Annotated in this window: 25 protein-coding genes; 11 read left to right on the forward strand and 14 right to left on the reverse strand. The window is 41.2% G+C overall.

What is annotated here, in order from left to right:
• Window positions 1-38 precede the first annotated feature (38 nt).
• Window positions 39-224 (forward strand): 2-hydroxymuconate tautomerase, encoded by a 186-nt coding sequence (locus tag AKG37_RS09905; protein WP_060698654.1) that lies wholly within the window; start codon window positions 39-41, stop codon window positions 222-224.
• A 52-nt stretch (window positions 225-276) separates the two neighbouring features.
• Here the strand turns inward: AKG37_RS09905 and AKG37_RS09910 are convergent, their stop codons facing one another.
• Window positions 277-1,089: a zinc-dependent metalloprotease gene (locus AKG37_RS09910; RefSeq protein WP_060698655.1), complete on the reverse strand. Its 813-nt coding sequence runs from the start codon at window positions 1,087-1,089 to the stop codon at window positions 277-279.
• Between the two features lie 372 nt (window positions 1,090-1,461).
• Here AKG37_RS09910 and AKG37_RS09915 point away from each other — a divergent pair, with 372 nt between their 5' ends.
• Window positions 1,462-2,790 carry an LLM class flavin-dependent oxidoreductase gene (locus AKG37_RS09915; RefSeq protein ID WP_060698656.1) on the forward strand — a complete coding sequence of 443 codons (1,329 nt, stop codon included), beginning with the start codon at window positions 1,462-1,464 and terminating at the stop codon, window positions 2,788-2,790.
• Window positions 2,791-2,826: 36 nt separating this feature from the next.
• Here the strand turns inward: AKG37_RS09915 and AKG37_RS09920 are convergent, their stop codons facing one another.
• Window positions 2,827-3,711: a LysR family transcriptional regulator gene (locus AKG37_RS09920; protein ID WP_060698657.1), complete on the reverse strand. Its 885-nt coding sequence runs from the start codon at window positions 3,709-3,711 to the stop codon at window positions 2,827-2,829.
• Between the two features lie 150 nt (window positions 3,712-3,861).
• Here AKG37_RS09920 and ssuE point away from each other — a divergent pair, with 150 nt between their 5' ends.
• Genes ssuE through AKG37_RS09960 form a run of 8 tightly spaced genes read left to right on the forward strand, consistent with a single transcriptional unit; the run spans window position 3,862 to window position 9,375 of the window.
• Window positions 3,862-4,413, forward strand: a complete 552-nt coding sequence (ssuE, locus tag AKG37_RS09925) for an NADPH-dependent FMN reductase (protein ID WP_060698658.1) — start codon at window positions 3,862-3,864, stop codon at window positions 4,411-4,413.
• On the forward strand, window positions 4,397-5,422 hold the full coding sequence (locus AKG37_RS09930) for an LLM class flavin-dependent oxidoreductase (RefSeq protein WP_060698659.1): 1,026 nt from the start codon (window positions 4,397-4,399) through the stop codon (window positions 5,420-5,422). The genes ssuE and AKG37_RS09930 overlap by 17 nt, the downstream gene beginning before the upstream one ends.
• Entirely contained in the window at window positions 5,422-5,676 is a 255-nt protein-coding gene (locus AKG37_RS09935) for a glutaredoxin family protein (protein WP_060698660.1), read from the forward strand. The genes AKG37_RS09930 and AKG37_RS09935 overlap by 1 nt, the downstream gene beginning before the upstream one ends.
• A gap of 34 nt (window positions 5,677-5,710) precedes the next feature.
• Complete coding sequence (locus AKG37_RS09940) at window positions 5,711-6,274, forward strand: GNAT family N-acetyltransferase (protein WP_060698661.1); 564 nt, start codon at window positions 5,711-5,713, stop codon at window positions 6,272-6,274.
• Between the two features lie 12 nt (window positions 6,275-6,286).
• The gene (locus AKG37_RS09945; protein WP_060698662.1) at window positions 6,287-7,048 is read left to right on the forward strand and encodes an amino acid ABC transporter permease; all 762 of its coding nucleotides are present in this window, start codon (window positions 6,287-6,289) and stop codon (window positions 7,046-7,048) included.
• 17 nt (window positions 7,049-7,065) lie between these two features.
• Window positions 7,066-7,908, forward strand: coding sequence for a transporter substrate-binding domain-containing protein (locus AKG37_RS09950; RefSeq protein WP_060698663.1), 843 nt, complete (start codon window positions 7,066-7,068; stop codon window positions 7,906-7,908).
• Window positions 7,909-7,924: 16 nt separating this feature from the next.
• Window positions 7,925-8,635, forward strand: a complete 711-nt coding sequence (locus AKG37_RS09955; RefSeq protein ID WP_077233712.1) for an ABC transporter permease subunit — start codon at window positions 7,925-7,927, stop codon at window positions 8,633-8,635.
• The gene (locus AKG37_RS09960) at window positions 8,632-9,375 is read left to right on the forward strand and encodes an amino acid ABC transporter ATP-binding protein (protein WP_060698664.1); all 744 of its coding nucleotides are present in this window, start codon (window positions 8,632-8,634) and stop codon (window positions 9,373-9,375) included. The genes AKG37_RS09955 and AKG37_RS09960 overlap by 4 nt, the downstream gene beginning before the upstream one ends.
• Before the next feature lie 94 nt (window positions 9,376-9,469).
• On the opposite strand, the gene AKG37_RS09965 is transcribed toward AKG37_RS09960, so the two are convergent.
• The 3 genes from AKG37_RS09965 to AKG37_RS09975 all read right to left on the reverse strand — a co-directional run bounded on the left by AKG37_RS09965 (window position 9,470) and on the right by AKG37_RS09975 (window position 11,694).
• Window positions 9,470-9,970 carry a YwgA family protein gene (locus AKG37_RS09965; RefSeq protein ID WP_060698665.1) on the reverse strand — a complete coding sequence of 167 codons (501 nt, stop codon included), beginning with the start codon at window positions 9,968-9,970 and terminating at the stop codon, window positions 9,470-9,472.
• Between the two features lie 30 nt (window positions 9,971-10,000).
• A complete protein-coding gene (locus tag AKG37_RS09970; RefSeq protein WP_007497716.1) occupies window positions 10,001-11,302 on the reverse strand; it encodes an HD domain-containing protein in 1,302 nt (433 codons plus the stop codon).
• A gap of 170 nt (window positions 11,303-11,472) precedes the next feature.
• Window positions 11,473-11,694, reverse strand: a complete 222-nt coding sequence (locus AKG37_RS09975) for a YuzB family protein (RefSeq protein WP_003215259.1) — start codon at window positions 11,692-11,694, stop codon at window positions 11,473-11,475.
• A 241-nt stretch (window positions 11,695-11,935) separates the two neighbouring features.
• On the opposite strand from AKG37_RS09975, the gene AKG37_RS09980 reads away from it, so the two are divergent.
• Window positions 11,936-12,745, forward strand: coding sequence for an RsfA family transcriptional regulator (locus tag AKG37_RS09980; protein WP_060698666.1), 810 nt, complete (start codon window positions 11,936-11,938; stop codon window positions 12,743-12,745).
• A gap of 34 nt (window positions 12,746-12,779) precedes the next feature.
• Here AKG37_RS09980 and AKG37_RS09985 read toward each other — a convergent pair whose 3' ends face one another.
• From AKG37_RS09985 to AKG37_RS10030, 9 genes are all read right to left on the reverse strand, one after another.
• Window positions 12,780-13,013: a DUF5970 family protein gene (locus tag AKG37_RS09985; RefSeq protein ID WP_060698667.1), complete on the reverse strand. Its 234-nt coding sequence runs from the start codon at window positions 13,011-13,013 to the stop codon at window positions 12,780-12,782.
• Complete coding sequence (locus AKG37_RS09990) at window positions 13,010-15,286, reverse strand: glycosyltransferase (protein WP_060698668.1); 2,277 nt, start codon at window positions 15,284-15,286, stop codon at window positions 13,010-13,012. The genes AKG37_RS09985 and AKG37_RS09990 overlap by 4 nt, the downstream gene beginning before the upstream one ends.
• A 119-nt stretch (window positions 15,287-15,405) precedes the next feature.
• Entirely contained in the window at window positions 15,406-15,891 is a 486-nt protein-coding gene (locus AKG37_RS09995; RefSeq protein WP_060698669.1) for a tetratricopeptide repeat protein, read from the reverse strand.
• Between the two features lie 40 nt (window positions 15,892-15,931).
• Window positions 15,932-16,777: an octanoyl-[GcvH]:protein N-octanoyltransferase gene (lipL, locus tag AKG37_RS10000; RefSeq protein ID WP_060698670.1), complete on the reverse strand. Its 846-nt coding sequence runs from the start codon at window positions 16,775-16,777 to the stop codon at window positions 15,932-15,934.
• 253 nt (window positions 16,778-17,030) lie between these two features.
• Window positions 17,031-17,444 carry an SMI1/KNR4 family protein gene (locus AKG37_RS10005; protein WP_275574795.1) on the reverse strand — a complete coding sequence of 138 codons (414 nt, stop codon included), beginning with the start codon at window positions 17,442-17,444 and terminating at the stop codon, window positions 17,031-17,033.
• Window positions 17,445-17,682: 238 nt separating this feature from the next.
• Window positions 17,683-17,952, reverse strand: coding sequence for a hypothetical protein (locus AKG37_RS10015; protein WP_060698672.1), 270 nt, complete (start codon window positions 17,950-17,952; stop codon window positions 17,683-17,685).
• Between the two features lie 267 nt (window positions 17,953-18,219).
• Window positions 18,220-18,657, reverse strand: a complete 438-nt coding sequence (locus tag AKG37_RS10020; protein ID WP_060698673.1) for an SMI1/KNR4 family protein — start codon at window positions 18,655-18,657, stop codon at window positions 18,220-18,222.
• Window positions 18,658-18,665: 8 nt separating this feature from the next.
• Window positions 18,666-20,450, reverse strand: coding sequence for a T7SS effector LXG polymorphic toxin (locus AKG37_RS10025; protein ID WP_060698674.1), 1,785 nt, complete (start codon window positions 20,448-20,450; stop codon window positions 18,666-18,668).
• Window positions 20,451-20,461: 11 nt separating this feature from the next.
• Window positions 20,462-20,740: a YwqI/YxiC family protein gene (locus AKG37_RS10030; protein ID WP_060698675.1), complete on the reverse strand. Its 279-nt coding sequence runs from the start codon at window positions 20,738-20,740 to the stop codon at window positions 20,462-20,464.
• Window positions 20,741-20,744 lie beyond the last annotated feature (4 nt).

Raw genomic sequence — 20,744 nt, forward strand, 5'->3', positions numbered from 1 at the left:
GGGAAGCGTAGCATGAAAGGAAAAAGGAGGTTATTACATTGCCGATCATCACCGTTCAAATGCTTGAAGGAAGAACAGACGAGCAGAAAAGAGCCCTTGTGGAGAAAGTCACTAATGCCGTTGTGGAAACAACAGGCGCAGGTGCAGAAAAAGTCTCTGTCATTATTGAAGAAATGAAAAAAGAACACTATGCCGTAGCAGGAAAGCGAATGAGCGACCTGTAAGCATAAAAAAAGGACAAACACTTTTTCGGTGTTTGTCCTTTTGTCTCTTACCTTATCTGTACCAAGCTTTATTACGGTTCACTTGATTTTTATGAGCTGCATCAAAGTAGTCAACTGTGTAGGAATAATCATAATTCATTAAGCAGACAATGCCGCTGCCTTGAGGGTCATGAGGCAAACCAAAGTTATGACCGTATTCATGTGTAGCCGCTTTTGCTGTATTCGCTGTTCCTTGGTCAAGATTAACGGCGAATGCACTTCCACTTGGTGCACTATTGTAGACATAAGCGATTCCGCCAGCATCAAAGTTTGGATTTGCTGTAAATCCAGTGACAAAATCGTATCCTCTGCCATCAAAGCTGCGCGCAAGGTTGGAAAGAATTTGTGATGAATTTGATCCCGAAGACGTCCAAGATCCTACTGCTTGTACGACAAAGTCCACATCATGATCACGGTTAAACGTGACATCTGCTTGCTCGATGATGTTGACAATCCGTGTTTGCCAGTCACTATATTTCGCACGATACTGCGCATCAGCTACTGCATAGACCGTCACTTTCTGACTGCCTGTACTAGCTTTTGTTGAAATAGAATCTCCTGTATTTGCTTTAAAGGTTCTAGACCCTACCTGCTTACCAGACTCATCTAATACCTTTGTTGTCACATCTTGTTCAATTGAAGGTGCTGTCGTCAAATCTTTAAAACTGTTTGCTTTTGGCAACCCCTCACCAATGTGGGTTTCGAACGGCGCATGACCATGATCATGCCCATGACCTTCACTCGTGACTGGTGCTGAAGCTGAACTTACCCCCGGTATCAAACTACCTACCAATAAAAATGATAAAAAGACTGAACGCTTTTTCATTCCTATCCCTCCTTTGTTTTTCACAAAGTTATATATTCACTGAAAATTCACCATTTTCCTTCTCTTCAGTCAAAAACAGGGAATTGGATGCACAAGAAGAAAGTCGAATTACGTCATTTTCACTAATTTTTCGGATATTTTGACACACATTTCATCGAAAAATAGCGCTTTTGGTCTAGGCCATTTACCTAGTAAACACCCATGTTTTAAGAAATGATGGCATAGACCCAGTGACATATCTGAAAGAAACAAAAAATGATATTAGAAAAGATAAATTCACACTTTACTGATACGAATTATACTTCTTTGCGATTCTCCCTTATGATGAAGAACATAAAACATGGCTATTTCAAAACAGAAGGGACGATCTGCATGTCTGAAAAAAAGCACATACAATTTGGATTAATGTTACATGGTCCAGGAGGTCACATGAATGCATGGAAGGATGAATCAGTTCCAGCAGATGCAAGTGTTAACATTGATTATTATCAAGCGATGGCAAAAAAAGCAGAAGCAGCGGGTTTCCGTTTTGTCTTTGTCGCTGATGGCTTATATATTCACGAACATTCGATTCCTCATTTCTTGAACCGATTTGAACCATTAACCATTTTATCTGCTCTTGCTGCGGTTACTAAACAAATTGGACTTGTGGGCACTGTATCCACTTCCTACAGCGAGCCCTTTACCATTGCCAGACAATTTGCCTCTTTGGATAAATTAAGTAAAGGCCGGGCAGGGTGGAATGTTGTGACTTCACCATTAGAAGGTTCTGCTGAAAATCACATCATCCGTTCGCATCCTAGCCACTCGCTTCGATACGAAATTGCAGAAGAGTACTTACATGTAGTGAATGGGCTTTGGAGCTCTTGGGAAGAAGATGCTTTTATAAGAGATCGATCAACAGGTGTGTTCTTCGATCGAGAGAAATTGCACACATTAAACCATCATGGCAAGCACTTTTCTGTCAAAGGCCCTTTAAATATTGAGCGCTCTGAACAAGGTCAGCCCGTGATTTTCCAGGCAGGCGCTTCAGAGGCGGGAAAAGATTTAGCCGCAAAAGAAGCAGACGCTGTATTTACAAATGCCGATTCACTTGAAAAGGCAAAAGCCTATTACCGCGACGTGAAAAATAGAGCCGAAGCGTTTGGCCGAAAACCATCTGATATTAAAATATTCCCTGGCATTCACCCGATTACAGGGAAAACAGTCGAAGAAGCTGAAGAAAAGTATGAAGCCATAAAACATTTGGTCTCTATTGAAGAAGCCTTGCATTACCTGGGCAGGTTCTTTGATCATTTGGATTTCAGTCAATTCCCGCTTGATGAACCTTTCCCTGATATCGGTGACGCTGGTTCAAACAGCTTCCAATCTACAACAGAATCCATTAAAAAGAGGGCTAAAGAACAACATTTGACCTTAAGAGAAGTCGCTTTACAAGTGACCACCCCAAAAAGTGCCTTTTTCGGTACTTACGAACAAGTGGCAGACCAATTGATTCAATGGATTGAAGAGGACGCCGCCGATGGGTTTATTTTTGGCGCTCCAATTTTAGCTAGTGGTTTATCCGAATGGACGGAGTACGTCATCCCGATATTAATTGAAAGAGGATATTACGATCCAAATTATCCTGCTCACACCCTTCGCGAAAATTTGGGTCTGCCTATTAAGAAGAATCAGTTTCTGAAACAAACAGTGAAATAAACATGAAAAGGGGTTAGCACAATGGCTAGCCCCTTTTCATGAAGTTCGATGCAATCGATTTTCAATAAGATCAATAAACTGGAGTACAGCTCTTCCAGGCGTATCATTTGTTTTCCTTAATAGGCCAACTGGCGGGGAAACTTGAATGCCCTTTATTTCTAATACCTTCGTACCTGGGAGTGTAAAAGAATGAGCCGTTCGTGTAAAAAGAGACACTCCTAATCCAGCCTGAACATAGTGTTTATGGGACATGCTACTCGTAATCTCTAACTTATTGTAATTGGTCCCAATAGCGTCAACGATTTGTTGTTCAATTTGGATACGGATGGGGCAATTATGGGGCGTGAATAATATGGTCTCATTTTCTAAATCTGTTACCTCCACTGTATCTTTTTCCGCCAATGGATGAGAAGACGGGACAAGCAAAACAATATCATCTTGAAAAAGCGGCTTATAGCTATTTTCCATCGAAGCCTCTGGTGCGCCGCAAATCGCAAAATCAATCTCATCATGAGAAAGCAAGGAACTCAGTGTATTTGCATCGGCTACTTGCACAGAAAATTCTACATTCGGAAACCTTTCCTTGAATTCTGCAAGGAGCGCCGGGAACTCTAAACTGGCTGTGGGCTCAGAAACACCGATGCGAATTAATCCCGCAATGCCCACCTCTAAGTCTTGGAGCGTTTTCGTCAGTTTCTCATATTCATTGAGTAAAGAATTGGCTCTTTCATAAAAAAGCTGTCCTGATGCTGTTAACTTTAGGGTCTTCCCTCGTTCTAAAAGCTTCTCTCCAATTTCCTCTTCTAAATGTTTGATGTGCAAAGTGATGGTTGGCTGAGAATAATTCAGCGCTTCTGCTGCTTTTAAAAAATTGCCGTATTTCACAATGGTGGCAAAGGTGCGTATCGCTCGAATCTCCATGAAAACCCCTCTTTTTCCTGTATTTTAAATATCTGAATCGTGTATTTATGATTACTAATTATACTTTTCTATTGGTTTGCCTTATTATAATTTATATTATTGACTATTCCAAGTTGTTTAAAAGGAATTATATGAAGTGGAGGTGACGAATTGACGAAAGTAACGATTATAGCAGGAGGTCATTCCGTCCAATCTCGTTTAACCGGTGTCCTGCAGCATGTTCAGCAGCATTTAACATTCAATGGATTGGATGTACAAATCATTCAAGTACACCAGCTGCCCAGCAGCGCACTAATAGGCGCCGATTTTTCAAACGAAGAGATTGTCAAGGCGATTGAAATCGTGAATGAAAGTGACGGTGTCATTGTGTTAACGCCTGTCTACAAAGCGTCATTTTCCGGTATTTTAAAAACGTTTTTAGATTTACTTCCTCAGAAAGCATTACAAGGGAAACCCGTCCTTCCGCTCGTTTTAGGAGGAACTTATGGTCACCTGCTCGTCATTGAATATGCTCTTAAACCGATTATTCATCAACTTGGCGCAACGGTTGTTCAACCTGGCGTATATATCGTGGATCAACAGGTCACAAAGCAGGAATCAGGTGATTATTTACTTGATCCAGATGCTATAAATAGGTTAAATCTCGCATTATCTCAATATCAAAATCTGATAGGAGGAACAGCAAATGTCAATCACCCTTAGTATTCTTGATCAAAGCCTTGTCGGTGAAAATGAGAACGCAGAGACGGGTATTCAGCATACTGTCAGATTGGCTGAAGCAGCAGACCAGCTTGGCTATCACAGATTTTGGGTGTCTGAACACCACAATAACCCTCAAGTAGCAGGTTCATCCCCTGAAGCTCTTGCTGGTTATCTTTTAGCAAAAACGAGCAATTTACGAATAGGATCTGGCGGTGTCATGCTTCAGCATTACAGCCCGTTTAAGGTGGCTGAAACATTTCATGTACTGGCATCATTAGCGCCTGGCAGAGTCGATTTAGGTGTTGGGAAAGCGCCAGGAGGTCTGAACCTCTCGACACAAGCACTACAGGAGGATTATCAACCGTCGCGGAAGGATTTTTCTCAAAAATTAGTGGATCTCAAAACCTATCTGACGGAACAATCAAATGAATTGAACGCTCAGCCCATCCCGCGTTTGTCACCCGACATCTTTCTTTTAGGTGGAAGTACGGAGAGCGCTGAATTCGCAGCAAAACTCGGAATCTCCTTTGTGTTTGCCTTCTTTATTAATGGAGATGAAGCCTTATTAAAAGAAGCAAGAGAGACATTCCAAAGATATCAAAAAGCCGGCACTCGCCAGCAGTTCCTTCTCGCCATCACCGTTTCGGTAGCCGAAGATCAAGAACAAGCTCTCTCACACATCAAACAAAAAGAAACAATAAAGGTCTCCTTTTCCGATGGAAGAAAGCTTAATGTCCTATCAATAGAGGAAGCAGAAAAGCTGGTGAAAGGAATGGAGAAGGAACATTACAGCATTCACGTTCAAAAAACCGGCTATACCGCTGGCACAAAAGAAACCGTTCGTCACCGGCTGACTGAACTGGCCGAAACATATGATCTTCATGAATTCATCGTGCTAACTCCGATAGTAGACATTGATGCACGAATTGCGTCTATCACATCATTAAAAGATGCGTTTAACCATGAACAAACAGCAGCAACAAAAATCAATCGAGAGGTGATCGTCTAATGTCAAACAATCAAAAAATCATTTTATGGAGCAAAAATGGGTGTAGTTATTGCAAGGACATTCAGTCCTACTTCAACGAACAGCACATTCCTTTTTCAACGATTGATGTCACAGAACATGATGATTACAGAAACATTTTAGAGGAAAAATACGGCGTCCGTTATGTGCCTGTAGTGGAAATCAGTCATGATTCCAACGTATATCAAGCATTGCTAAACCCAGATATCGATACTTTACGCAAAGCGTTAAGCTAACTTTATACAACGACATTTTGAATGGAGGTTTGTCATGAGTCGAGATATTTTTCGCATCGCTACCGAAGAAGATGCGCCAGCTTTTTTAGAATTGCTGTCCAGTGCATTTAAACCACTTGGGGATATGGGCATTGATTGGCCATCAACGAACGCCACCCTTGAAATGGTCACAGAAAACATTACACAGTCCGTTGCCGTTGTATTAGAACGAGACGGCCGGCTCATATCAACCATCACCATACGATTTCCTTGGGAGAGTACTCAACCGGTCTCAGGCTATCCATTTGTTTGGTGGTTTGCGACAGCTCCTGATTTAGCTGGTCAAGGGATTGGTAATAAACTGCTCGATTATGTAGAAAACACCTTACTTCGGCAGACATATAAAGCGCCTGCATATACACTCGGCACTTCTGGCCGGAAACATCCTTGGCTTTTAGAAATGTACGAACGTAAAGGATATACAAAATATATTGAACGTGAGACCGAAAATGGCGATTTAGGTGTATTGATGTATAAAGTGCTCATCCCTGAACGGTTCGATGCCGCTATTTTAGGCACACCACCCGAAGAAGAAAAAGTCGAAACGGCTTCTACATAGGAGGGAATCAACATGGGTGAGTTTTTCAAATGGGAGTACGTGGTCACACTCTTTCCTAAAGTATTATCGGCCCTTCCAACAACCTTACTGATTGTTTTATTTGCCACTTTGATTGGCAGCTTTCTTGGATTCATCCTTGCTTATTTTCGAATTGAGCGCATTCCTGTCCTGCATCAGCTCAGTGCAATCTACGTCTCATTTATTCGCGGAACACCTATACTTGTTCAAATGTTTATTGTCTTTTACGGCCTGCCAGCAGTGCTTGCAACCATTGGCCTTGATATCTCCATGTGGAACAAATTGATCTTTCTTTATATTACATATGGACTTAATACAGCTGGATACTTTTCAGAAATATTCCGATCTGCCCTATCAAGTGTCCCAGCATCTCAATATGAAGCGGCTGCCTCGATTGGAATGACGAAATGGCAGATTTATAGAAGGACACTCATTCCTCAAGCAGGGAGAATCGCACTCCCGAATATTGGCGTCGCCATTGTCAACTTATTACAAAACACCTCCCTCGCCTTTACTTTAGGTGTGATGGACATTATAGGAAAGGTTCAAACATTAGGGGCTTTATACTATCGCGTTTTAGAAGGATACTTTATTGCTGCCGTTATATTTATCATTTTAAGTATGGTATTAGAAAAAGCGTTTGACCTATTGGAAAAGCGGATCAATACGCCGAAAACAAGAAAACAGCGTCAGACAGCATTGCTTCCCTTAAAAAGAACCGAAGCGGTCTTCACTGTGGAAAAACGTGCAAAATAATCGGAGGGGGAATTCACATGAAAAATAACAAACAATTCAAAAAATATCACATTATCGGTCTGCTTACACTCGGCTCACTGCTGCTTGCTGCCTGCGGAAATGCAGAACAATCGAGTGGAAGCAAAGCGGAAGCAGCGAATAATGACCCAGATGCGAAAGAAATTATCGTTGGCACAGGGAACGCTTACCAGCCTTTCGTTTACTTAGATGAAAACGGCAAATTAACTGGCTATGAGAAGGCAGTATTAGATGAAGTCGATCAACTTCTTCCACAATATCAATTTAAATATGAATCCTTTGAATTTAAAAATATTCTTCCTGCTTTAGATGCCGGTAAAGTAGATCTCGCCGCCCATCAATATGAAATCAATGATGAACGTCAGAAGAAATACCTATATGGAAAAGTTGGCTACACGGATTATACAAGCTATGTCGTTGTTGATAAAGCATCCGGTCATGACTTTCAGAGCTTGGACGATTTAGCTGGACACAAAGTGCACGCCTCTACTGGCAGTAATTTCGCTTATTTACTAGAACAATATAATCAAAAGCATGATCGAAAGATTGACATTGTCTACGGAGATGGCGGGAACGAAATTTTAGTCAAAAACCTTCAGAATGGAACGGTCGATGCTGCCTTACTCACAAAATATGACGTCAATAAGCTAAACAAACAATTCAATGCCAACCTTGTGACGTCTGGAAAGCCTGTGAACGTATCTAAAACGTACTATCTTTATCAAAAAAACAATACGAAACTTCAAAAAGACATTGATCAAGCTTTACAAAAGCTGATTGATAACGGCAAACTCGCTGAACTGTCTAAAAAAATATTGGGCGGAGACTTTACTACATCTTAAGAAAGGAGCGATCTGAGTGGATTTTGATGTCGCCTTTATGCTGCAAGCCTTTATAGCCGCACTTCATTATTTGCCGACAACACTGCTATTAGGCTTTCTTCCGCTATTATTTGGCTCTGTCTTTGGATTTGGCATAGCTCTTATCCGTTTTTATCAAGTGCCTGTATTGTCTCCATTGTTTAAATGGTTTGTGGCGATTTTTAAAGCAATCCCAGTTGTCCTTATTTTGCTCGTATCCTATCTTCTTTTTTCCGATTCGCTAGATCACTTGGCTGCATCACTTTCTCTTCCGATTCGGTTCAGTGATTTGGATAGAAGATGGATTGCTATTTTCTCCCTTACTTTATATGCCGTAAGCGGGTTATCTGAAATATTCCGCAGCTCTCTTGCAGCTATTCCAAAGGGTCAATTCGATGCGGCATTATCCGTTGGTTTCACCAGCAGACAGGTCTTACGAAGGGTCATCATACCGCAAGTCTTTCCCATCGCCCTTCCACTGCTGAACAACATGCTGATCAGTTTAATCAAGGCCTCGTCTCTCGTCTCTATGGTATCTGTGGTCGATATTTTAAACGGCGCGTTAATCAAGGCTAATGTGAACTATCGTTATCTTGAAGCATACATCGCCGTTGCCCTCATTTACTGGGCATTGTGCGCTTCTATTGAAGCGATTACAGCCGGATATGAGAAATATGGACACAAAAACAAAAGGAGACGATTGGCATGATTCAAATCAAACAAGTGCACAAAGCATTCGGTCAGAACCACATTCTAAAGGGAATTGATTTAACGGTGGAAAAAGGCGAAGTCGTTGTCATTTTAGGTCCAAGCGGCTCTGGGAAGTCGACCTTTCTGAGATGCTTAAATTTTCTTGAGCGTGCGGATCAAGGAGAAATCAGCATTGACCATACGACCGTCACGTTCAACCAAGCCAAACCTAAAGACATTCTGGCACTTCGCAGAAAAACAGCTATGGTCTTTCAGCAATATGATCTATTTATTCATAAAACAGCCATTGAGAACGTCATGGAAGGGTTAGTCATTGCCCGTAAACATCCGAAAGATCAAGCCTATGACATAGCTCTCCAATTGCTGACAAAGGTTGGATTGCTAGAGAAAAAGGATGCCTATCCGCATCAATTATCTGGCGGGCAGCAGCAGCGAGTTGGCATTGCACGGGCACTGGCATTGAATCCAGAAGTCATTTTGTTCGACGAACCGACCTCCGCATTAGATCCTGAGCTTGTAGGAGAAACGCTTGATGTCATTAAACAGGTGGCACAAACCGGGGTCACGATGATCATCGTCACGCACGAGATGAGCTTTGCCTATGATATTGCTGACAGGGTGATTTTTATGGAGGATGGAGTCATCGTTGAATCCGGTACACCAGAAGAAGTCTTTGAACAGACGAAAGAAGAACGGACAAAACAATTTTTAGCGAGATTTTCTTATCATCAATCATGACAAACAAGTCGATCCATACGGTCGGCTTGTTTTTGTGCAAAAATAAAAACCAGTCTGTTCTAGCCTATTAGCTATCACACACTGGTTCCTCTCGTTAATTCAATTCCTTCAACTGATCAATATAAGCAAGTGCAGCTTCAAATTCTTCGTCCGTATAGCGCTGTTTGCTTTTAATGGTGAAGACCTTTTCCTTTACCTCATCTTCTGGCAGGTCATCAAAGTATAAAATCGTTGAGACGAGCTCTAGAAAACGAGACGATTGCTCGTTCATCTGCTGCGTCAGCACTTTAAGGTCAGGCATGTCCACTTCACACTGATCGAGAAACTCTTTCCCATTGTCCGTCAGCGAATAGCGATATTGATAGTATCCGCCCTTTTTTTCCTTCATTTCATCCAAGAATCCAAGGTTACACAACTCTTCAATTCTGAGCGTCAGTTCCTCTGAATAGGGGCCATAAAAATGAAAATCGTATTTCTCGTAAAAAGGCAAGTCTAGCTTTTTTGCTATGTAAATCATCTTTTGCAGCTTCTTCCGACCAACGATTTCCCCTGATTCAGAGAATACCTTCATCAACTTTGCATGCTCTTTCAACAAATTCCCGACATCTCCTTTTTCAGTACTTCCTTATCCCAATCCAAGCAGCTTCATGATCGCCTTCTTTTCTTCAGCTTTTTCCGACATATCTACAATTAAGTCCATCGGGAAATAAAGTTTATGATCGGTTCTTCGTTTACCGGAAATGGCGTCAACAATATCTGACTGTCTCGACAATTCTTTTATATGACCACTTTGCGTCAAAAGGTGGATTGGCAGCCTCTCTTCTTCCTCCCCTGGTCTGTAGAAGTCATAGGGCAAGTCAGAGGATGAGTCGACCACTAAATAATAGTCAGGATCAATTCCTGCCTCCTTGAACAAGGCGGTCAGCTTGAAATATTTCGTCATTTCTTCATTCGGATTAAACTCTGTATATTGGAACAATCGGCGGTTCATAAAACGGCGGCACAAATCAGCCAGCACGTGATCTTCTTCATCTTCCCACGCCTGAAAATAAAATAAGACAATAGATTCATCCAGCTTAATATAGTCCTCTGTGGTGACATTCCCCTCAAAAATTGAATAAAAATGAACAGGGGCATGTGTAAAAATATAACCCGTTTCATGCAGCTCTTTTGCACGATGAAGGATTTTTGTTAAAATGACTTCCGCACTGCGTGTCACCGGGTGGAAATAGACTTGCCAATACATTTGATAGCGGCTCATAATATAATCCTCAACCGCATGCATCCCGCTCTGCTTCATCACAATTTGATCTTCTCTCGGACGCATCACGCGTAAAATACGTTCCATATCAAAGTGGCCGTAGCTGACGCCTGTATAATAAGCATCACGCTGCAAATAGTCCATTCGGTCGGCATCAATTTGACTTGAGATCAAACTGACTACCTGTTTGTTTTGATACGTTTTGGCAATGACTTCAGCCACATGCTTCGGGAAATCATCACTTACCCGGCGGAGCACTTCATTGACTTCGGTCTGCCCTAAAATAATATCTCTTGTAAAAGATTCATGATCTAAGTGGAAAACCTTTTCAAAGGAATGAGAAAATGGACCATGCCCGAGGTCGTGAAGCAAGGCAGCACTAAGTACAAGCTCACGCTCTCCTTCATCCCATTCAGGCCGCCCTTTAAACACATCATCCACAATTCGTCTCACAATCTCGTATACACCGAGCGAATGATTGAATCGGCTGTGTTCTGCCCCATGAAACGTTAAATAAGTTGTTCCTAGCTGTTTAATTCGTCGCAGGCGCTGAAATTCTCTTGTTCCTATTAAATCCCATATTAATGCATCCCGTACGTGAACATAGCGGTGCACAGGATCTTTAAATACCTTTTCCTCAGATAATTTCCCTTTTGGATACGCCATCGTTTCGTCCCTCTTTTTTTAAGACGTGTTTCTATTATATCGGGTAACTTTTCCCGAAAACATTCTTGAATTTGCTGGTGAATGTGTTCTCAAAGATTGCATGGACGTAAAAAGCCCGACCTGACAGGGACGGACCTCTTTTTAGGTCGACTGAACATATTCAGTGACATTTATTTGACTTTTTTTTGAACCTTTTCGAGTAATTCATCTTCTGTTGGTGCGGATAATGGGCGATTGTTCACAAACGCAAAAGCCTTTTTTCGTCCTGGACCACAATACGATTGACAGCCGATCTCAATTTTTGCATCAGGATCAACCGATTTGAGTCGAGGCAATAACGTCTTTAGGTTCGTCGCATCACAATCGTCACATACGCGAAACTCATTAGCCATGGTCTTACGCTTCCTTTCAATGATGATACTTCATTCTATATGAATAGCTGGACAACCAATCGTGAATAATATACCACCCAACATTGTACATCGAAGCGGCTGGAGTTGCAAGATGCATCGTCAATGCAGAGACACGTTTACATAAAACCTAGTATTTTCCACTATCCTTTTAGCAAACTTGTATAAACCTTCTTGAACTTGGCTAATCTAATACCATCAAATCATATGGGGGTTTAAACACATGTCAAAACAAAGACAAGATGCTTGGTCAGAGGAAAATGATCTCCTCTTGGCAGAAACCGTCTTACGTCACGTCAGAGAAGGCAGCACGCAGCTAAATGCGTTTGAAGAAGTTGGAGACAAGCTGAATCGTACCTCCGCAGCATGCGGATTTAGATGGAACGCTGTCGTGAGGCATCAATATGAAAAAGCGTTGGCACTAGCCAAAAAACAACGAAAACAGCGGATGCGCGCACTCGGCAATGGACAGCCTGCAAAAAAACGATTACTCTATCAACCGCAAGTAGAAGATACGATTCCACAGGAGGAATTCTCACAGGAACTGGAGCCATCACAGGAAGAGACCTTTGCTTCCGCAGCTGAAACAGCTGAACAGCTTCAGTTTGTGGATAAAAGCTACAATGAAGAGTTAACTAGTTTATCACATTTATTGTCACAGGCTTCTCATGCCGCAAATACCGCAGAGAAAAAGCCAGAAGACAATCCATTTCAGCAGCGTCAGGAGCTAACCATCGAAGATATCATTGATTTCTTACGCCGCTATGAAGGCGATGGACAGCAATCCACTGCCTTACGTATGGAAAACAGCCGCTTAAGACGAGAAAACAACGAGCTTTCTCATCAAGTTTCGCAGCTAGAAGCTGAAGTGAAAAAGCTTGAAAAGGATCAGCTCACGATTCAAGAAGATTATGAAACACTCGTCAAGATCATGAACCGTGCAAGAAAACTAGTTTTGTTTGAAGAGGACGATAATGCCGCACCAACCTTTAAAATGGACCGGAACGGCAACCTTGAAAAAATGGCAGAATAACAAAAAGTGCTCCCCACCTGCGGGAAGCACTTTTTTAAATATCCAAAAATAGCATCACACTAAAAAGAACATTGATCAAAAACACGAACATAAAGATATACCTGACCTGCCTCACCTGAAAATCACCAAACATAAAAATATAAAGACCGGCGATGCCAAGTGTCAGTACAGGCTGAAGAAACGGCACTAAAAGAGAAATGCCATAGCCGGCTCCTATGATGACAGGAAGCCATAGTAAATAGAGGTAACCGCCGTTTTTGGATTTCAAGAAACCACTCCCTCTCTTTCTTCTATCTGCTTGATTTCAGGCTGAACAAACTTGAGTCCAACCATTGTACGGCCGCGTTTTCGTGATGTCCAGACCGCGATCGCCGGCTGATCGGTCAGAGATTCAGAGTCAATGGTGATCAGCACTTTCTCATGTAATTCAATGGAAGCTTCAGATTCCATCTTGCACCCAGATAAACTGATATCATGTATGATCACTGGCACCTTCTCTTCTAAATTGCCCTCATAGGAAAACGTTCCTGTCACACCTTGCAAAGGTCTTCTCATCCATTTGCGCTGCAAAGCCTTTGGCACTTTCTCCGTTTCTCTTAAAAAGCGGAGAAACGTCCGAACAGCATAGGATTTTTTCTCACGATCTGTAATCGCTACATGCTCTCGTGTGAATAAGAAGCGGATCAGTGATAGATACTCTGATTTTTGTGTGTCAGTAAAAGCAACACCAACCATCAGCTGGTCTCCCTCTTGATGACTCCAGACCACGTCACATGCCACACTTTCATCCTCTGAAAAGATTAATTGCATTTTTCCTTGATTTAGAAAAGAAGCTTGATCCAATGGAATGGATAGACGCGCACCTGAATCACTCATATCTAGCAGAAAACAAGCAATCGACTGATCTTGATGATCAGAACGAAGATGCCCCTCTTTTTCAATGATAAATCGCTCTGATTTCCGATAACGCGGACGATCAAACGCCACAATCAGCGCCATAAATAGACCTGCACCGTTATAAAGCACCCAAAATATATTAATCAACGTCAGATCCGCATTCATCGTCCCCTCTACCTTCACTTCGTATCCTATTTTCACAAGGACAAGCAATGAGAGCAGCAAGAAGATCAAATGAGGAATCATCGTTTTCAAATGAAAATGTCTTTTGTCCGTTTGAATTCCCTTCGGTGTGACAAGAAATTCAACTCTCTTCTTTAGAAACAGCTCACTTAAAGCCACACCAGCTAGGTGGAATGCCATAGAGCTTTCGTAAATATGACTCCAAAACATACTTCTTTTTCGATTCGACACAAGTTTAAACGCTAAATACGAACTGAAGAATGCCGGCAGCCAAAACATGAAAATGGACTGGAAATCCGCCCAGAAACTTTGAATACCAAACAATAAAAACAAAATCGGTGTAAGAATGTAAATCATTTTAAACAAACCGTTAAACCAATACACAATACCGTCTAAATAAAGAACGCGCTGCATCAGTGTTAAGCCTTGAACCTTCAAAGGATTAAACTTACGGGCACACTGAATATTTCCTCTCGACCACCGGTCTCGCTGCTTTAACAGATCAAGCCAGCTTTCAGGTGCCAGACCGACGGCTAATACCTCTCCGACAGACACAGATTTGAACTTCCCTTGAAGAAGCATTCCTGTCGCCATGTCTTCTGTAATCACCCCAGTAGCAAATCCACCAATTTCATCTAAGGCCGTTCGTCTAAATACAGTATTACTCCCGACATACATGACGGCATTAAACCGATCCTTACCAGCTTGGAGGGTTTGCATGAAGAAGTCCTGCTCATTTGGAATTCGATCCTTAGAGAACATATTATATTGGAAAGGATCTTCATTATAAAACGCCTGCGGAACTTGAACAAACGCAGTCGCTCCATCATGAAAGTAAGGCACTGTTTTTTCTAAAAAAGCTGGCAGAGGGACCATATCTGCATCAAGAGTAAGAATCAGTTCCCCATTCGTTTGAGACATCGCATGGTTTAAGTTACCTGCCTTAGCAAACTTGTTATCTGTTCTTGTCAGATAATGAACACCAAGCTCAGAAGCAAGCTGCTCTACAGCCTCCCTCTTGCCATCATCGCATAAATAAATCTTGACGCTTTCCTTTGGATAAGAGAGATTCAAACAACCTGCAACCGTTCGTTTCAGCACCTCAATCGGTTCATTATATGTAGCTATGAAAATATCAACTGTTGGCAGCCTTTCAAGATCACTGATCATGACTTGTTTCCGATTTGAAGGCTTCCAAACAAGTGTGTAAAACACAAGCAGCTGTAAAAATCCAATGCATTCACAGGCCACAAGCAAAATCCCCATCACAATATTAAATGTACCTTCATGCGGCAGTGTAAAGAAGAGACGCCAGCAAATATATGCGGCATTTGTTAACACACAAAGCACAATGGTGATTTTTTTCACAGTAGAAGCGATTGGCTGAATACGATACATCATATACAACACAGACAAAATGCAAAGCATGAATAGCGGGTAATACGTGGTGAATGATGACAACAAATTTCCCTTCTTTCTTACGCCATAAATGACCATCACATATAAAATTTCAAATCAAAGGAGGGGATTCTTCCATTGCATTGCCCCTCCGTACCTATTTAAGTAACCAAATCAACTGATTATTTCCACAATGTATCTAACTGATTTGAATAAAAATCAATTGCTTTTCGATAACTCAAAATAGCAGGATCTTTTGTCGTTTCAGTTAAACAGTTCAGTAATATTTCCATCGCCTTGCTATGTTCTTTCAAATTATACAAAGTCATGGCATAGAACGTTTGAAGGGCTTTGTTATCCGGATAAGTTTCCATCCCTTTTAGGAAGATGCGTTTTGACTTTTCATATTCTCCTAGCGTTCTGTACGTACTTCCTAATCCTAGTAAAGCGTCTTCTAGTTCTTCAGAAGACAATCCTAACTCAATGGCCCTTTCATAAAAAAAGACAGCCTGCCTTTCCTCTCCTAACAGGTCATAACTCCAGGCACATTGATAATGAGTGGAGGCATCGTCTGGATACTCCACCACAAGGTGAGTGAGCATTTCATTTGATTCTAGAAGGTGTCCACTTTTCCGAAGTTCAATGGCTTTCACAAGCTTTGTTTCCATCACTTCACCTCTATGCTTTTCAAGATTAAAAGACTGATGTTTACGAAAACACCTTTTCATTCCGCTCAATCATCCGCGTCATGTTTTTCTCAAATTCCAGCTGTTCTTCTGCGTTCAGTCCTGATGCTGTCAGCTGATCACTAAGCTTTTGAAGCTCCTCTAGTAATAGACGCATAAGAAGCGTACAATCAATAGATTCACCAATTAATTCTGATAAAGATGCCATCGTATCCGGCTTTATATCAGGAAACACTGCCTTCACTTCTTGCCTCTTATCCTTTAAAGCGGCGTGATAAAAACGGCGGATCAAGTCGGCACGTTCCCGTCCGCTTCCATCGGCACACAAATAAATTTGCACAGCGACCCCACCACGTAATCTACGCTGGGAAATGCCTGCAAATTTCTTTCCATTGATACTTAAATCGTAGCTGCCCGGACAATAGGAGCCGACAATTTCATAGGCTTCAATGTCTACCTCATACATCGACAGCATCCGGCGGATCAAGTCCACCATCGCATCATATCCGCGGTCTATATCAATGCCCTTCTTTTGTTCCGCAAAGATCAAAGACACATTCAGTACACCTTCATCCAGCACCACAGCAAGACCGCCTGAGTTGCGCACAATCACACGATATCCCTCTTCCTCAAGCAGCTTTACGCCATCTTGAAGAAATGGAAGTCTTGTATCCTGAATCCCAAGCACAATCGTATTGTGATGCACCCAAGAACGGGCTGTCGCTGGTGAAAGGCCCTTCCCCACCGACGCGCAAAGCGTATCATCCATCGCAAAGGATTGCTTCGGGTCTACATAGAGACCAACGCTCGACTGATCAATAATCCGCCATGTCGGCTGTGTCAGTAACTCAATAGGTTCATTTTTCATCTCCTGCATATCCTCTCGTTCATAAACTGTGTATATTATACCATGGAAGGAGCAAGGGATGAATGACGAGAGATCATTAAAAAAGCTCCATGACATTTGGCGTCACAGAGCGTTTCAGCTGGATGATTTGATTTTCTTATTCTTACCCTTCACGAAGAAATAAACAGCAACGAACAAAATAACAGGTATCCCAATAATAATGCCGGCAGCGATGAATGTGTTCCAAGGCAATGTGATCATCTCCTTTATTGGATTACGCTTCTATGTTACAGCCTTCACTTATCCATTTAAGCAAGTTTTCGGTCAGGAGCTCTGCATGCTGAGGATCCATTACACCAGCATCCACAATCCACACTTTTTGCTCCTCTTCAGCCAGCCGCATGAGAAATACTTGTCCGCCGCCATCGTCGCCAATCGCCACATAGCCGCTTGCATATTGCTGAACCTCCCACGTTGCATTGCGTTCCACCATGTCCTCCGTCCCGTATAACAGAACATCGCCGCCAATAGAACATCCATTTGTCTGTTTCAGCAAGGTTTTATATGCATAGGGCAGCACCATATTTAGTTGAGATTCTGCCTCTTTAATATGTATATCACTTGCTGGTTCGTTCACGTGCAGATTTGGAATTTGAGGTAAATTGAGCATTTTAAGAGCCTCCTCTATGTTAAGCTGCTGATTTTTTCATGACCCTTTTATACATTCGAAAAGGCATCTTTAAAAGAAAATAGAAAATGGCCACATCGAAGATAAAACCCCACACTAGAAATTCAAAAGCATAATGTCCGTGCCGAACTAGCCTATCAATAGGGAAACCGCGATAATCAGCGTCCGAGAAAGAAACTCCTCTCATTAAAGCTGTTCCTATAACAATTTACGAAACTATAGACAGCCATTCTATCTATTACAACATTTCTTTTAGCAAACTTTCTGCTTTATGTAATTCATCTAGAAAGGGGTTTAAATAGTCATTGTAACTATCCAAATAAGCTCTCACCCCGCCAATGATCAAAATCTTTTGGAGATCTTCATTGTTCTGGATGATCCTTTGTGCATCCTTATATCTTTTGTATATTAATTGGAGGATACCCTGGTTGATTTCTTGGGAATAGTCTTTTTCTAGGATGTTGATGACCGTTTGAATTTGTTTTGTTAGTTGTTGTTTTTTGTTCATATAGTCATTCCTTTTCAGGAGAGATAAGCATAGGTGAATATCGCTTCGTTATTGCTTGAATATATAATAGGCCCTCTTATTAGAGGGCTGATATTATACAATTCAAAAAGTCTTCAACTTCATTGTTTTTATGCATTTATCAGTTATATCTTAATAAATGCTTCTTGGCCAATCAAATTAGCTCGACTCCTACTTGGATAAAAACCTTAAAAGGAAATTCATATCCAGTAAAGCTTAATTAAATTTTGGTAATGATATCCAACAGACCTAATCCTCAAGTAAATCTAGGTAATATTCATTATTATTGAGAAACTTTTTGAAAAAATCCTCTAATGATTCAGCAATTTTAGTATCAAAAAAATATACTGGATTATTAATTAATTGTAAATCTAATGAAATATAAACACCCTCGTTTACTTCAAAAAAAATAAGTTTATTTTCATCCTCAAAAAATTCGTCTAAATCTGGATCAAATTCAAAAATTCCTTCTCTTAATCTAATATCTGCTACAGCCCCTGGTCCCATTATTCTATTTATTGCATTAGCACTTTGACCTTTAATAAAACCATAGCCAATTTCTAAATATAACTGTTTTAAATCATTTGGAAAACTTATATCCATTCTTTGTTCAGCTTTTAAAATATCATCTTCAGATACCTTATAAGTTTTATTTTCTAGTTCACTAATAAAATTAAAATCTGCCATTTGCTATTTTACCTCCTTGGAAATAGTTTACCTGATGGAGCTCCTTTTCCATGTACCCCTGCTTGATGTTCATTAGGATACTTAGCTGGATGAATATTCCACCACTCATGAGCACCGCCAAAATTGTTCTCTATGATATGATGCGCATCATACGGTTGACCAATACTCCGAGCAACCTCTCCATTCTTATCAAGTACTTCTTCTGTATATCTTGGCCACTTTTGTTTGGTTTTTTCTTCCCACTCTGAAATCAATTTATCTTTCAAGCTCGATGTAAATTTGCTTCTATGCTTAGCAGTCTCTTTTGGCGTTAATTTTTCGTATTTTTTGTTCCTCATGGCCTCTTTTATAAGATGAATCTGATCTTTATTAACCTTACGTCCTGTTTTAGCCTCTATATCTCTAAGATATGCTTTTGCTAAACCTTTATTAAATTCACTCGAACTTTTAACCGTCTTCTCAATTCTCTTCACATTCTTCCCTTGATCCACCTTAAAAACATATCTCCCAACCTTCACTATTTTCGTGATTGGGATGATAGAGGCTGCGGATAGGGCTTGGTCTGTGCTGCTGATGTTTTGGCTGGTTTCTGGGTCTTTGCCAGTAACAGCCCGGTAGCCGTCGTAGATGCCGCTGTATTCTAGAATGATGTTTTCGGTGGTTGAGACGACTTCACCATCTAAGATGCGTTTAGCGTTGCCCCGGCTGCGACTTTCTGGAATTTTATCGACTTCTTCTATTCTTACTTTGCCGTTTGCGATATACGTTCGGATGATTTGTTTATTGGCGTAAATAGTGTATCGTCCGCCAATAAAATCAATATCTGACGGGTCCATGACGACTTCATCTGCAATATCGATTTCTTTTAACTTTTTAATGCCTTTGATGTTGTATAGTTTACCATTTACAACCCTAATGTCTCTATGAATTTTGTTTTTCCCGTTCACGGCTTCCCTTTGCAATATCGTAAGCGATGGATCGTTTGCTGTGACTTGTTTACTGATGTTTTTATAGGTGTCATTCCGAACCACCGTCTCCACATTTGCCTGTTCTTGCTCTCTCAGTTTCTTCAGCATGATCATCATTGGATTGTCTTTCGGGTTGTCTATTTTGTCATTCAATCCACTGATGGTGCTGCTTAATTTTTCTTCTTTTCCATCTTTGAAAATAGATCCTTTTTGATAGCTTGTGATGTCGATTTTTGGGCCGGTGAACATGGTGCTCAAGGTGTCTATGTATTGCTTCATTGTTTGAAGGGAGCTTTTGGTTTCATGTAAAGCACTTGTTTGCTCTCTGTCAAATGCATGAAGCAGACCAATGGTTCTTGAGGATTCGAGCCATGCTTTTTGATAGTTTTGCTGAAACGCTGATTCGTCTACACTTGGCAAATGAACAATATGACCAACTCTGCCGATGGCGTGGTTCACATCTGATACGATGTCAGAAATCGTACGTTCGGCTTTCTTTAACCCTTGATCAAGCTCGTGTTCGATAAATGCTTGTGATATAAAGCCGTGCTCATTTGATTCTAGCGCGTGAAGAGCCTGCTTTGTGTTTTTCAGTGCAGCGCTGTATTCCTCCATGACGACTTGAAAGAATTGCAGGAAGGGAATATGACAGTCTGTATAAAAAGCACGGATGGCTTGTCCCGCCTCTCCCTTTAGAGCGCCATCGAGTGAAATGATGTGATTGATTTGTTTTTCTATGGAGCGGATTTGCTCTGACTTCTGCTTTAACATATTCAGCGTTTGATCAATTCCGTTTATTAGTGCAAAGGCGTCAAGGGTTTTCATTGCGTTCTCCTTTATTTTCTTTTACTGCTGGAAGCAAGCGCCTTGTCCGTTTCAATCATGGTGTTCACCGCTCGTTCAGTTTGTACAAGCTGTTTCTGAAGGATGTCTATATAGGACGTACTTAATTCGTTCAGCTGTTGATTGATTTTTTCTAATGTGTTTGCAGTCGGGAGCTGATTTCTTCCTTTGATCGATGTTGGAAGTGTTGTATTCATTTGAGCACCTGATTGTTTTGCATGCTTTAATACTCGTTTGACCTGACTGACATCTATTTTAATTTCTCTACTCATGTGA

Origin of the sequence: Bacillus australimaris (assembly GCF_001307105.1) — a bacterium.
Taxonomy (GTDB): domain Bacteria; phylum Bacillota; class Bacilli; order Bacillales; family Bacillaceae; genus Bacillus; species Bacillus australimaris.